Origin of the sequence: Imtechella halotolerans, from assembly GCF_028743515.2 — a bacterium.
Classification (GTDB): Bacteria; Bacteroidota; Bacteroidia; order Flavobacteriales; family Flavobacteriaceae; genus Imtechella; species Imtechella halotolerans.
Genome location: NZ_CP117969.2, coordinates 2,854,033 through 2,866,513, shown reverse-complemented (window position 1 = coordinate 2,866,513; position 12,481 = coordinate 2,854,033). Strand labels below are relative to the sequence as shown.

At 36.8% G+C, this 12,481-nt stretch carries 11 protein-coding genes and 1 tRNA gene; 2 read left to right on the top strand and 10 right to left on the bottom strand.

The window, feature by feature from the left end; genetic code table 11:
- Nucleotides 1-20: 20 nt before the first annotated feature.
- From PT603_RS12745 to PT603_RS12730, 4 genes are all read right to left on the bottom strand, one after another.
- The gene (locus PT603_RS12745) at nt 21-728 is read right to left on the bottom strand and encodes a MotA/TolQ/ExbB proton channel family protein (RefSeq protein WP_008237534.1); all 708 of its coding nucleotides are present in this window, start codon (nt 726-728) and stop codon (nt 21-23) included.
- Between the two features lie 76 nt (nt 729-804).
- Nucleotides 805-892: transfer RNA gene (locus PT603_RS12740), tRNA-Ser, on the bottom strand.
- Between the two features lie 70 nt (nt 893-962).
- Nucleotides 963-1,997: an asparaginase gene (locus PT603_RS12735; RefSeq protein WP_008237533.1), complete on the bottom strand. Its 1,035-nt coding sequence runs from the start codon at nt 1,995-1,997 to the stop codon at nt 963-965.
- Nucleotides 1,998-2,000: 3 nt separating this feature from the next.
- On the bottom strand, nt 2,001-2,774 hold the full coding sequence (locus PT603_RS12730; protein WP_040488570.1) for a TatD family hydrolase: 774 nt from the start codon (nt 2,772-2,774) through the stop codon (nt 2,001-2,003).
- 292 nt (nt 2,775-3,066) lie between these two features.
- Between PT603_RS12730 and PT603_RS12725 the strand changes: the two genes are divergently transcribed.
- Nucleotides 3,067-3,519, top strand: a complete 453-nt coding sequence (locus tag PT603_RS12725; protein ID WP_008237528.1) for a retropepsin-like aspartic protease family protein — start codon at nt 3,067-3,069, stop codon at nt 3,517-3,519.
- A 347-nt stretch (nt 3,520-3,866) separates the two neighbouring features.
- Here PT603_RS12725 and odhB read toward each other — a convergent pair whose 3' ends face one another.
- Both odhB and PT603_RS12715 read right to left on the bottom strand, forming a co-directional pair.
- Nucleotides 3,867-5,087, bottom strand: coding sequence for a 2-oxoglutarate dehydrogenase complex dihydrolipoyllysine-residue succinyltransferase (gene odhB, locus PT603_RS12720; protein WP_008237526.1), 1,221 nt, complete (start codon nt 5,085-5,087; stop codon nt 3,867-3,869).
- A gap of 60 nt (nt 5,088-5,147) precedes the next feature.
- Nucleotides 5,148-7,925, bottom strand: a complete 2,778-nt coding sequence (locus PT603_RS12715) for a 2-oxoglutarate dehydrogenase E1 component (RefSeq protein WP_008237524.1) — start codon at nt 7,923-7,925, stop codon at nt 5,148-5,150.
- A 123-nt stretch (nt 7,926-8,048) separates the two neighbouring features.
- Between PT603_RS12715 and PT603_RS12710 the strand changes: the two genes are divergently transcribed.
- On the top strand, nt 8,049-8,570 hold the full coding sequence (locus PT603_RS12710) for a hypothetical protein (protein WP_008237522.1): 522 nt from the start codon (nt 8,049-8,051) through the stop codon (nt 8,568-8,570).
- Here PT603_RS12710 and PT603_RS12705 read toward each other — a convergent pair.
- From PT603_RS12705 to PT603_RS12690, 4 genes are read right to left on the bottom strand one after another with little or no spacing between them, the layout of a single operon-like run.
- Nucleotides 8,554-8,904 (bottom strand): hypothetical protein, encoded by a 351-nt coding sequence (locus PT603_RS12705; protein WP_008237520.1) that lies wholly within the window; start codon nt 8,902-8,904, stop codon nt 8,554-8,556. The genes PT603_RS12710 and PT603_RS12705 overlap by 17 nt on opposite strands.
- A gap of 30 nt (nt 8,905-8,934) precedes the next feature.
- Nucleotides 8,935-10,212, bottom strand: coding sequence for a metal-dependent hydrolase family protein (locus PT603_RS12700; protein WP_040488569.1), 1,278 nt, complete (start codon nt 10,210-10,212; stop codon nt 8,935-8,937).
- A 19-nt stretch (nt 10,213-10,231) separates the two neighbouring features.
- Nucleotides 10,232-11,269, bottom strand: a complete 1,038-nt coding sequence (gene galE / locus PT603_RS12695) for a UDP-glucose 4-epimerase GalE (protein WP_008237509.1) — start codon at nt 11,267-11,269, stop codon at nt 10,232-10,234.
- A gap of 33 nt (nt 11,270-11,302) precedes the next feature.
- Entirely contained in the window at nt 11,303-12,436 is a 1,134-nt protein-coding gene (locus PT603_RS12690) for a DegT/DnrJ/EryC1/StrS family aminotransferase (protein WP_008237507.1), read from the bottom strand.
- Nucleotides 12,437-12,481: the final 45 nt, after the last annotated feature.

Here is a 12,481-nt window from a genome sequence, read left to right as displayed (position 1 = left end):
TGAGTTTTGTGTCTTTAAAATTATTTTTTGTGACCTACCAATAAATCGATTAGAGAGATAGAAGCATCTTCCATATCATTAACGATACTATCGATTTTAGCAATGATGTAGTTGTAGAATACCTGAAGGATAATTGCTACGATAAGACCAAATACAGTTGTTAATAACGCAACTTTAATGTCACCAGCAATCAATGAAGCATCTAATCCACCAGCTGCACTAATTTTATCGAAGGCCTGAATCATACCGATTACCGTACCCATGAACCCAAGCATTGGCGCAATAGCGATAAACAATGATACCCAAGATACGTTTTTCTCCAACTGTCCCATTTGAACTCCACCATAGGCAACTACAGCTTTCTCTGCAGAATCAACACCTTCACTGGCTCTGTCCAATCCTTGATAGAAGATAGAAGCAACTGGTCCTTTTGTATTTCTACATACTTCCTTAGCAGCTTCAACACCTCCAGAGGCTAAAGCATCTTCTACTTCCTTTGTCAATTTCTTTGTATTGGTAGTAGCCATGTTTAAGAAAATGATACGTTCAATGGCAACTGCCAAACCTAATATCAAACATAGCAATACAATACCCATAAATCCAGCTCCACCTTCGATAAAGCGTTCTTTCAATACCTGATGAAAACCTTTAGTTTCTTGTGCACTTACAGTAGCTACGTTTAAAACCATCATTACTAGTAGAACTAGTGAAGAAAATACTCTTTTCATTTCTTTTAAACTTAAATTTTGTTAGTTAATAGGGTTAAAGATATAAAAATTTGTTTTACAATTTGAAAACCAGTAGCAGAGAGGAAGGGATTCGAACCCTCGATACGCTTGTGACGTATACACACTTTCCAGGCGTGCGCCTTCGACCACTCGGCCACCTCTCTAATTAACATAGTTTTACACGTTGCCAAATAACGAATTTTTTTTCTTATGAAAAAATATATGCTGTTATTTTTATTCCATCTCTCCACGCAGAGCCGTTTCGAATATGGTTTTGAACACTTTAGGAGAAACTTCCTCCCCTAATAAATACATTAACTTGGTAATTGCAGCCTCCGTTGTAATATCTTTTCCATTAATTACCTGAAGTTTTTGCAAGTGTGTACTAGTCTCATATTGTCCCGGCAACACACTTCCCCCTGAACATTGAGTAACATTCACAATAAAAATTCCCCTTTCTTGAGCTTTGGCAACGGCATTTGTAAACCATGTTTCTGTAGGAGCATTCCCAGAACCATAGGTTTCTAAAACCACCGCCTTTACAGAACCTGAATTCAAAATACAATTAAAGGTGGCCTCGCTCATACCAGGAAACATTTTTATTATGGCTACCTGAGTATTTAGCTTCTTATGAACTTGCAAGGTTTTAGCTTTAACTGGCTTTAACAGATATTCCTTATTAACCTTGAGGTGAACTCCACTTTCAGCAAGTGGAGGAAAATTCATAGAGGCAAATGCTTCAAAATGTTCAGCATTAATTTTTGTGGTACGATTAGCTCTATATAACTTATATTCAAAATATAAACAAACCTCTTGAACAACAGGAACTCCCTTTTCTTGTAATGCAGCAATCTGAATGGAGGTAATTAAATTTTCTTTCGCATCTGTTCGCAAGTCCCCAATTGGCAATTGAGAGCCAGTAAAAATCACAGGTTTTGCCAGATTTTCCAACATAAAACTCATTGCAGAGGCTGTATAGCTCATTGTATCGCTTCCATGCAGGACAACAAAGCCATCGTAATGCCCATAGTTTTCCTCAATAATTTCAGCAATTGCCACCCAGTACTGCGGATTCATGTTAGACGAATCAATAGGTGTATCAAAGGAAATTGTAGCAATTTCACAATCCAAATGAGATAATTCTGGGATACGCTCCCTTAATTTATCAAACTCAAACGCTTTTAATGCACCTGTATCAAAGTCTTTCATCATACCAATGGTACCACCGGTATAAACAAGAAGGATATTTGGGTTACTATTCTTTGTCATAATCTAATGAGTTAATCCAAAAACTGAATTAGCATTGGCTGTGGTAATAGCAGCGACATCTTCAACTTCAATTCCATAAATCTCAGCTACCTTCGCCAATACCTTTAATATATAACTACTTTCGTTTCTTTTTCCTCTATATGGCGAGGGTGCCAGATATGGAGAATCTGTTTCCAACACTATATGATTTATACTAATTTCACTTAAAAACTGATCAATTTTACCATTTTTAAAAGTCACAACCCCTCCAATACCTAATTTTAAATTAAATGAAATAGCACGTTTAGCCTGTTGCAAATCTCCAGTAAAACAATGAAATATACCTTGCAATGAATCATCCATTTCCGATTCCAACACCTCAAAAATTTCATCAAATGCCTCCCTACAATGAATAACTACAGGCAAATTATGCTTTTTAGCCAATCGGATTTGATAACGGAACGCTTCCTGCTGTTCTTTTATAAAGGTTTTGTCCCAATACAAATCCATTCCTGTTTCACCTATCGCAAAACATTGATGCATTTCAAGCATCGTCTCAACCGCAGCTAATTCCTGTTTAAAGTTTTCTTTAACATGCGTTGGATGTAACCCTGCCATAAGGTACATATATTCAGGATAGTCCCTTTTTAGTTTCAACATTGATGGAATATATGAAGAATCAATGGCTGGAATAAAAAATTGCTTCACACCTGCGTCCAAGGCTCTAGTTACAATTAAATCCCTATCTTCATCAAAAACCTCACTATATAAATGAGTATGGGTATCAGTTACTATCATAACCACAAAAGTAAAAAAGTCATAAGCAATCAAACAGCTTTTTTAAAACAATTTCCGGAAGTTTAACTTACACCCTATTTACTAAAATTTACATCTAAATGGCACTTTTATACTCCGAAAAAATCATCATTAAACCTCGAATATAATATATTAATCCAGCCAAAAATCATTAACAAGCTTTTGTATCACTTTACATATTTTCCATCCTTAACAATTAATTTTCACTATTAATTATCAACCGATAGAACTATTTATGTAAATAGGTATTGTACTTTTATACTCCAAAAAAAAAATGAAAATCACAAACGTGAAAAACCTAAAGACATTCCTATTAAAAAAAGGATACCATATCATACCCCTAACACTAACTAGGACGAACCATTTTGAACTTACAGCTCATTTAAATGGTATTCAAGGCAGGTTTATTGTGGATACTGGAGCTTCCAGCACATGTGTCGGATTAGATTGTATTAAACATTTCAACCTAATTCCTGAACTATCTGAAATAAAGGCCTCTGGAGCGGGAGCTACTAACATGGAGACCCAAATCTCAAAAAAAAATATACTTGAAATCGGTCCATGGCAAAAAAAGAAAGTTGAACTAGTCCTTTTCGATCTCACCCATGTTAATCAAGCACTCACACAAAATGATGCTCTCCCAGTCCACGGTATCATTGGAGCAGATGTTCTTAAAAAATCCAAGGCTATCATTGATTATTCCAAAAAAAGACTATATATTAAATAGCCTATATTATTTTTTAAAATACATTCTAATTTTAACCTTTATCGATAAGGCGTATAATGATTGAAAATTAATCTTTTTTAAAATTTTTAAATAGATTAATTGCATGATTTTGGGTGTTTTTCCCCTACCGGACTACGGTATATTGAGCTACATTTGGACTATTAAAAGCAATCAACTATCAAAGAAATGCAACTCTTAAACCATATCTTAAAGTTTTACACCTTGTTCCTTATCTATTTTATTTTGATTAGTGGATTACTTGTCAACTTGATCTTCCTGATTACAAGTTGAGACAAACAAAAAGGCTTCGTTTAACGAAGCCTTTCCTTTATATATTTAAATTATTTCTACAATTCTAAAGCACGTTTAGGATCGTTATTCATTAACAATTCTACAGGATTTTCCAATGCCTCTTTAACTGCAACCAAAAATCCTACGGATTCCCTACCATCAATTATACGGTGGTCATATGACAAGGCTACATACATCACAGGAGCTATCACAATTTGTCCGTTTTTAACAATAGCACGATCCACAATATTGTGCATTCCTAGGATACCACTTTGAGGAGGATTGATAATAGGTGTACTCAACATACTTCCAAATACTCCACCATTAGAAATAGTAAATGTACCCCCAGTCATTTCGTCAACAGTTATCTGCCCATCACGTGCACGAAGTGCCAAACGCTTAATTTCAGCTTCAACACCTCTAAAGCTTAAAGCTTCGGCATTACGCATAACAGGTACCATAAGACCCTTAGGACCTGAAACAGCTACAGATATATCACAAAAATCATAACTTATCTTATAGTCACCATCAATCATTGAATTTACATCAGGGAATAACTGCAATGCACGTACCACAGCTTTACTGAAAAACGACATAAACCCAAGACCAACGCCATGTTTATCTTTAAAAACGTCTTTATACTCATTACGAACGGCATAAATCGCACTCATATCCACCTCATTAAAAGTAGTAAGCATAGCCGTTTCGTTTTTTGCAGAAACAAGTCTTTCAGCAACTTTACGACGCAACATAGACAACTTTTGTCGTGTCTCTCCACGACTTCCCCCTCCTGGGGTTCCCATTGAAGGTACAGCTTTCACAGCATCATCCTTAGTTACTCTACCATCTTTCCCAGTTCCCTTTACTTGAGTTGCCGGAATACCTTTCTCCTCCAATATCTTTTTAGCTGCAGGACTTGCGGTACCTGTAGCGTAGGTTGCAGATTGTACCGGTGTAGGTGAAGGCTTCGGAGCTTCCACTTTAACAGCCTCCTCCTTTTTTGTTTCTACAACAGGTGCTGCAGCACCATCAGGCCTTGCAGCAGCTGTATCAATGTGACATACAACAGCCCCTACCGCAACAGCATCACCTTCTTCAGCCTTAAGTGTAATAATCCCACTTGCCTCAGCTGGAAGTTCTAAGGTTGCCTTATCAGAATCTACCTCAGCAATGGCTTGATCTTTCTCTACGTAATCACCATCTTTTACCAACCAGGTAGCTATTTCTACCTCAGTTATGGATTCTCCCGGTGAGGGAACTTTCATTTCTAAAATCATTGTATATAATTTTAAGTTGTCTTTGCTATTAAAACTTTACAAAGTAAAGCATTTTACTAATTATGAACGAAACAAGTTTTTATCAAAAACCATTCTAATGGCATCAGCATGACGACGTTTAGCACGAGTATAACTTCCAGAAGCTGGAGCACTATATGCCTTCAAAGAGGCCAATCTCCATGGAATCCAGTTAAAGTTCATCAACATATATGCGTAAGCACCCATATTTTTAGGTTCTTCTTGTGCCCACACATAATCATCTACATTAGGATAGCTTGCAATAATCTCCTTTAATTGCTTTTCAGGTAATGGAAATAATTGTTCTACGCGTACTAAAGCAACATCATTTCTACCAAGGTTTTCTCTTTCCGCTAGTATATCATAATAAAATTTACCCGTACAGAAAACTAATGTTTTTACAGCCTCCTTATTTACAGATGAATCATCTATAGTCTCCTGAAAATGTCCATTTGCCAATTCATCCACTGTTGAAACCACCATAGGATGTCTTAATAAACTTTTTGGTGTAAGGACAACTAAAGGTTTACGGAAATTAGTAACCATTTGTCTACGTAGCAAATGATAGAAGTTAGCCGGTGTTGTACAATTCGCCACGTACATATTATGACGTGCACACAACTGCAGATAACGCTCCATGCGTGCAGAGGAATGTTCTGCGCCTTGTCCTTCATATCCATGAGGCAATAGCATTACAATTCCATTCTGATTATTCCATTTATCTTCACCACAAGAAATATATTGGTCAATCATAATTTGAGCTCCATTTGAAAAATCTCCAAATTGTGCTTCCCAAATTGTTAAGGTCTTTGGACTAGCTAATGCATACCCATAATCAAAACCAAGAACTCCATACTCTGATAAGAAAGAATTGTAAATGTAGAAATTCCCCTTTTGTTCTTTTAATTGATTAAGTAACACCACTTCTTCTTCAGAATCTTCCACTTTCACAACCGCATGACGGTGAGAAAACGTTCCGCGCTCAACATCTTGACCAGAAATACGCACATCATATCCTTCTGAAAGAAGTGATCCGTAGGCCAATGTTTCAGCCAATCCCCAATCAATAGCATCATTCTCAAAGAACATCTTTTCTCGATCAGATACTATCTTCTTTATTTTATTGATAAACTTCTTATCTTCAGGCAATGATGATACAACTCGAGCAATATCAGTAAGCTTTTCCTTACTAAAAGTGGTATCATAGGTTTGAAGCATGGCTTCTGTGCTTACTTGTTCAAATCCTTCCCATTCATTTTGCATGAATGGAGTAATCACCGTAAGATCTTTTTGGCGAGAAGCCTCAAGGTTTTCCTCAAGGACTGCCTTGTATTGAGTTTCTAAAAGTTTTACCTCATCTTGCGAAACTACACCTTCTGCTATTAATCTATCCGCATAAATATCACGTGGATTCTTATGTTTCGCAATAAGTTTATACAACTTAGGTTGTGTAAATCTAGGCTCATCACCCTCGTTATGCCCATATTTTCGGTACCCCAATAAATCTATAAACACATCTCTGCCAAACTGCATACGGAAATCTAAGGCAAATAACATAGCATGTACAACTGCCTCGGTATCATCAGAATTGACATGTAATACAGGCGAAAGCGTTACTTTAGCTATATCCGTACAATAGGTAGATGAACGCGCGTCTAAATAATTCGTAGTAAAGCCTACTTGATTATTAATGACCAAGTGAATTGTCCCTCCAGTTTTATACCCCTCCAGTTGTGACATCTGAATAATTTCATACACTATACCTTGTCCAGCAACCGCAGCATCACCATGCACAGCAATAGGCAACACCTTTGAAAAATCATCCGGGTAATATCTATCTTGTTTAGCTCTAGTAATTCCCTCAATAACAGCACCTACTGTTTCAAGGTGCGATGGATTAGGAGCCAAATTAATGTTAATACTTTTCCCAGAACTAGTCTTCCTGTCTGAAGTAAGACCTAAATGGTATTTCACATCACCATCAAAGTACTCTTTATCATAATCCTTTCCATCAAATTCAGAAAATATCTCTTGCGTTGGCTTCCCAAATATATTAGCAAGAACATTAAGACGACCACGGTGAGCCATACCCATAACAAATTGCTCCACTCCTTTCTCAGCAGCAGCTTCAATAAGAGCATCTAATCCTGGAATAATAGCTTCTCCTCCTTCTAAAGAAAATCGTTTTTGACCTACATACTTGGTATGTAAAAAGTTTTCAAATGAAACTGCCTGATTAAGTTTATATAGAATATTCTTCTTTTCAGCAGCCGAAAAACTAGGTAAGTTATCATTTATATTCAATCGTTTCTGAATCCAACTTATAACTTCAGGATTACGATTGTACATATACTCTACTCCAATAGATTGGCAGTATACATTTTGCAAATGCTTAACTATATCCCTTAAAGTAGATGGATTTTTTCCTAGCACCGATGCCGCATCAAAGACAGTGTCTAAATCGGCTTGCGATAACCCATAAGTCTCGATACTTAAATCAGGAGAATAAGAACGACGGTCACGTACTGGATTTGTTTTTGTGAACAAATGACCACGCACTCTATAACCATCGATAAGTTTTAGAACTTTGAATTCGTTCTGAAGCTTATCAGAAACAAAACTACAGTCTACTTCGCCGGCGGCAACCGCCGCCATCTCCGCTACAGCTTGATCTTTATTATAAGTTTCCATCCCAAAATCGAATCCTTGAAAAAAGGCTCTCCAGCTTGGTTCAACACTATCGGGATGCTGTAAGTATTGATCGTACAAATCGGCAAAAAATGCTGTGTGTGCAGCATTTAGGAATGAATATTTATCCATGTTTTCTCAGCAACAAATCTGTTTTGATAAAGTTTCCGCAAAAATACAATATTTAAAAATTATAAGGCCAAGATTTCCTATATTTATAAAATACTTAGTTACAATTTAACGAATCTTTACAGTATGCTTCAATTTCTAAGAAAACTACTGGTTATAACCTTTTTTGGAACATTGATATCAACTCATTTTTTATACTCTCAAAACACAAGTACATTTTGGGATAAAGTTCGAGTTGGTGGAGGATTTGGATTGAATTTTGGAAGTGATTTTTTTAGTGGGACACTCACCCCAAGTACCCTATATGAATTTAACGATTATTTTGCTGCAGGAATAGGGGGAAATTTTTCTTATATTTCAATTCAGAACGACTACAAGGCCACAGTCCTGGGAGGAAATTTGATTGCATTATTTAATCCTGTATACCAAGCCCAACTATCAGCTGAATTTGAACAGCTACATATTCAACAAAAAATACAGTATAACGGAACAGATAGAAGGAATAATTACTGGTATCCAGCCTTATATTTAGGGGCAGGTTTTAGAAATGGTAGAACAACAATGGGAATCAGATTTGACATCCTTCATAACACCAATAAAAGTATTTATGCCAACCCATGGATGCCTTTTTTCAGAGTTTACTTCTAAACCATACTTTTTGCCATTCACGTTTTAAAATAAGAAACACGACATCTTCCACCATCTCTTCAGGTAATGATGCAGTAAGATTACGCATCTCTTTCTCAGAAACATCCACCACATACAGTAGCTGTAAATAGCTATCAAAATCGTACTTAATCAATTCAAGCAACACATTCTCTAACCAAACCTTAAGGTCGATTGGAGCACAAGGCATTTCTGACACCTGGACTACACCAACACGCATGAGATCTTTAGACAATTGCTTTATCAACAAATCATAATAATTTTGATTTTGGGCTTCAGCCAATACACCTTCAATATTTGTAAACTCTCCACTCATAAAAAAACCTCCACAAGGGAGGTCATTTAATTATTGTTTATATATAGTTCCATTTTTCATCACAAAAGTAACATTCTCAAGTGTTTTAATATTAACAACCGGATTTTCATCAACCGCAATAATATCAGCTATAAATCCAACCGCTAATTGACCAACCTCATTCTCCATACCTAAAAGTAAGGAATTCGTAATAGTTGCTGATTGTATAGCTTTCATTGCAGGCATTCCTGCCTCGACCATATACCTGAACTCCTTCGCATTTTCTCCATGAGGAAAAACACCAGCATCCGTCCCAAAAGCAATATTTACTCCCTTTTTGAAAGCCTTAGCAAAAGTTCCTTGAATTTGAGGACCAACTTCTCTAGCCTTTGGAGCAACAATTTCAGGATAATAGCCATCAACCTCCGCTTTATCAGCAACAAATTTCCCAGCAGATATTGTAGGCACATAAAATGCATCATACTGCTTCATAAGTTCCATAGTGGCATCACTCATAAATGTACCATGCTCTATTGTCTTTACACCTCCTTTAATAGCACGCTGCATACCTTCATCTCCATGAGCATGAGCAGCAACCAACATACCGTAATCTTTTGCCGTTTGGGTGATTGCTTCAATTTCATCAATAAAAAACTGAGGATTCTTTCCACTTTTGGCGACACTCAACACACCACCTGTAGCTGTAATTTTTATCACATCAGCACCTTCTTTATATCGCTGCCGTACCGCCTTACGAGCTTCTTCTGGAGAATTAATCACGCCTTCCTTTGGGCCAGGATCACCCATTTCAAGTCTCTTATTTCCATTGGAAGGATCAGCATGCCCACCAGTCGTGGCAATTGACTTTCCAGCAGTAAAAATACGAGGTCCAATAACCTTGCCAGCGTTAATAGCGTTACGTAGAGAAATGTTCACCCCACTACCACCTAAATCACGCACCGTGGTAAAACCTGCCAAAAGTGTCCTCTTGGCATATACCGCAGAAGAAAAAGCAACATCGGCCTCATTTGCTGTATATCGAGTCACATATGACTGTGGACTAGTTTCACTTTCCAGATGCACGTGAAGGTCAATTAAACCAGGAAGTACCGTTTTTTGTCTTAAATCAACAATTATTGACTCCTTATTATCAGGCTGAACAAACCCATTATAAACGGCCTTTATTTCACCTCCTGAAATAACAATTGTTTTTTCAGATAAAACTTTGCCATTTTTGGTATCTACTAGCTTCCCACAATGTAAAAATGTTTCCTGAGCCGGAAGTAAAAATGTACATAATAACAACATGGACGTGAACAAGGTTTTCATAATTTTGGCATTTATCAGGTTATTTATTAGACTCTACTCTTTTTTCTCTTACTTTCTGCTCCCATTTCCATGCCGATGCAATCGCGTCATCCAATGTGGATTGTGCACTCCATCCTAATATTTGATTTGCTTTTGTAGTGTCAGCAAAAGCAGCAACTACATCACCTGACCTTCTTGGAGCAATACGATAATTGAGCTTTTGTTCAGAAATACGCTCAAAACTTTGGATAACCTCAAGCACGCTGCTACCTTTACCGGTACCGATATTAAAGACTTCATAGTTTGACTCATTCTTTTCATTTATAAGCCTTTGCAACGCCACTACATGTGCCTTTGCCAAATCCACCACATGAATATAATCCCTAATACAAGTACCATCTGAGGTTGGATAATCATCCCCAAATACAGACAACTGCTCTCTTAGTCCAATAGCTGTTTGAGTTATAAAAGGTACTAAATTTTGTGGCACCCCCAAAGGTAATTCTCCAATTTCAGCAGTAGGATGCGCTCCAATCGGGTTAAAATATCGTAAAGATATCGCCCGTAATTGTGGAGCTACATTACACGCATCAAAAATAATTTCCTCTCCAATTTGCTTTGTATTTCCATAGGGAGATTCCGCCTTTTTTACGGGTGCTCCTTCCCCTATTGGCAAAGTATCTGCTTGTCCATAAACTGTACAGGAAGAACTAAAAATGAAATTTGCATTCAATTTTAAACTTAGCGCTTGAAGCAAATAAATAAGTGGGTTCAAATTATTCTCGTAATACAACAACGGCTTTTCAACACTTTCACCAACTGCCTTAGAAGCTGCAAAATGAATTACACCAATCACATCTGAATAGGTGTCAAAAAAATGCCTTACATCTTCCTTATCACGCAAATCAATATTTTCAAAAACAGGTGCTCTACCAGTAATACGTTTAATTCCTTCAATTACATCCAATGAAGAATTTGACAAATTATCAACAATAACAACATCAAAACCCGATTGTTGTAATTCCACTACAGTATGGGACCCTATAAAACCGAGACCTCCGGTAACTACTACTCTCATAAATTTATTATTTCACTTGGTATCACCCTAAATCTAGCCGTTTACAAATTCTATTATTTTTTGAGTAATAAATGTAATCTGTTCATCATCAAGCTCAGTATGCATAGGCAATGAAATTACTTCCTGAACTAAAAGATTTGTAACAGGAAAATCCTCTTCTCTATACCTTGAGTCCAGATAAGCTTTCTGCTTGTGGAGTGGAATAGGATAATAAACCCCGCAAGGAATATTATGTTCACCTAAGAAATTCACTAAATCATCCCTTTTCCCATTTGTTATTCTCAGCGTATATTGGTGATACACATGGGAAGAAGGATCCCCTACCACTACAGGGGTAAGGATATGTTCTTGTCCCTTAAAAGCTTCATTGTATTTAAAAGCAGCTTCCTTTCTTTTATTATTGTAATCATCTAGTAAAGGTAATTTTGCCCGTAATACTACAGCTTGAAGTGAATCTAATCTAGAATTAACCCCAACAACATCATGATGATAACGAACATACATCCCATGATTAACCACACCCCTTAAAGTATGAGCTAAATCATCATCGTTAGTAAAAATGGCACCACCATCTCCATAACAACCTAAATTTTTGGAAGGGAAAAAGGAGGTTGCTGCTACATGCCCAATAGCGCCAGCCTTCTGTTTTCGACCATCAGCCCAAGTATAATCAGCTCCAATGGCTTGGGCATTGTCCTCAATAACATACAAGTTATGTTCCTGGGCCAATTTCATAATCGCATCCATATTAGCCACCTGACCAAACAAATGTACAGGTACAATAGCCTTAGTTCTTGGTGTAATGGCCTTTTTTAGGGCATCTATATTAATATTAAATGTATCCAAATCAACATCAACCAAAACCGGGGTCAATTGCAATAATGCAATAACTTCAACAGTAGCAGCAAATGTAAAGTCAGCAGTAATCACCTCATCTCCAGGCTTCAATCCTAACCCCATCATAGCTATCTGTAAAGCATCAGTACCATTAGCACATGGAATTACATGTTTTACACCCAAGTAAGCTTCCATTTCTTTCTGAAAGGCATGTACTTCTGGGCCATTTATAAAGGCTGTAGAATCAAGGACTTCTTGAAAAGAGGTATTTATACGGTCTTTGATGCCTTCATATTGGCCTTTCAAATCAACCATTTGTATTTTCTTCATGAAATAATTTCTTTAAAATGAGTAAATGACAAATTTACGCAACAC

What these genes read in the sequence shown, in the direction of transcription:
- PT603_RS12735 (WP_008237533.1), bottom strand. Translation starts at nt 1,997, where the DNA reads ATGACAAAGAATAGTAACCCAAATATCCTTCTTGTTTATACCGGTGGT.
- PT603_RS12730 (WP_040488570.1), bottom strand. Translation starts at nt 2,774, where the DNA reads ATGATAGTAACTGATACCCATACTCATTTATATAGTGAGGTTTTTGAT.
- PT603_RS12725 (WP_008237528.1), top strand. Translation starts at nt 3,067, where the DNA reads ATGAAAATCACAAACGTGAAAAACCTAAAGACATTCCTATTAAAAAAA.
- galE (WP_008237509.1), bottom strand. Translation starts at nt 11,269, where the DNA reads ATGAGAGTAGTAGTTACCGGAGGTCTCGGTTTTATAGGGTCCCATACT.
- PT603_RS12690 (WP_008237507.1), bottom strand. Translation starts at nt 12,436, where the DNA reads ATGAAGAAAATACAAATGGTTGATTTGAAAGGCCAATATGAAGGCATC.
- PT603_RS12705 (WP_008237520.1), bottom strand. Translation starts at nt 8,904, where the DNA reads ATGAGTGGAGAGTTTACAAATATTGAAGGTGTATTGGCTGAAGCCCAA.
- PT603_RS12745 (WP_008237534.1), bottom strand. Translation starts at nt 728, where the DNA reads ATGAAAAGAGTATTTTCTTCACTAGTTCTACTAGTAATGATGGTTTTA.
- PT603_RS12700 (WP_040488569.1), bottom strand. Translation starts at nt 10,212, where the DNA reads ATGAAAACCTTGTTCACGTCCATGTTGTTATTATGTACATTTTTACTT.
- odhB (WP_008237526.1), bottom strand. Translation starts at nt 5,087, where the DNA reads ATGATTTTAGAAATGAAAGTTCCCTCACCGGGAGAATCCATAACTGAG.
- PT603_RS12710 (WP_008237522.1), top strand. Translation starts at nt 8,049, where the DNA reads ATGCTTCAATTTCTAAGAAAACTACTGGTTATAACCTTTTTTGGAACA.
- PT603_RS12715 (WP_008237524.1), bottom strand. Translation starts at nt 7,925, where the DNA reads ATGGATAAATATTCATTCCTAAATGCTGCACACACAGCATTTTTTGCC.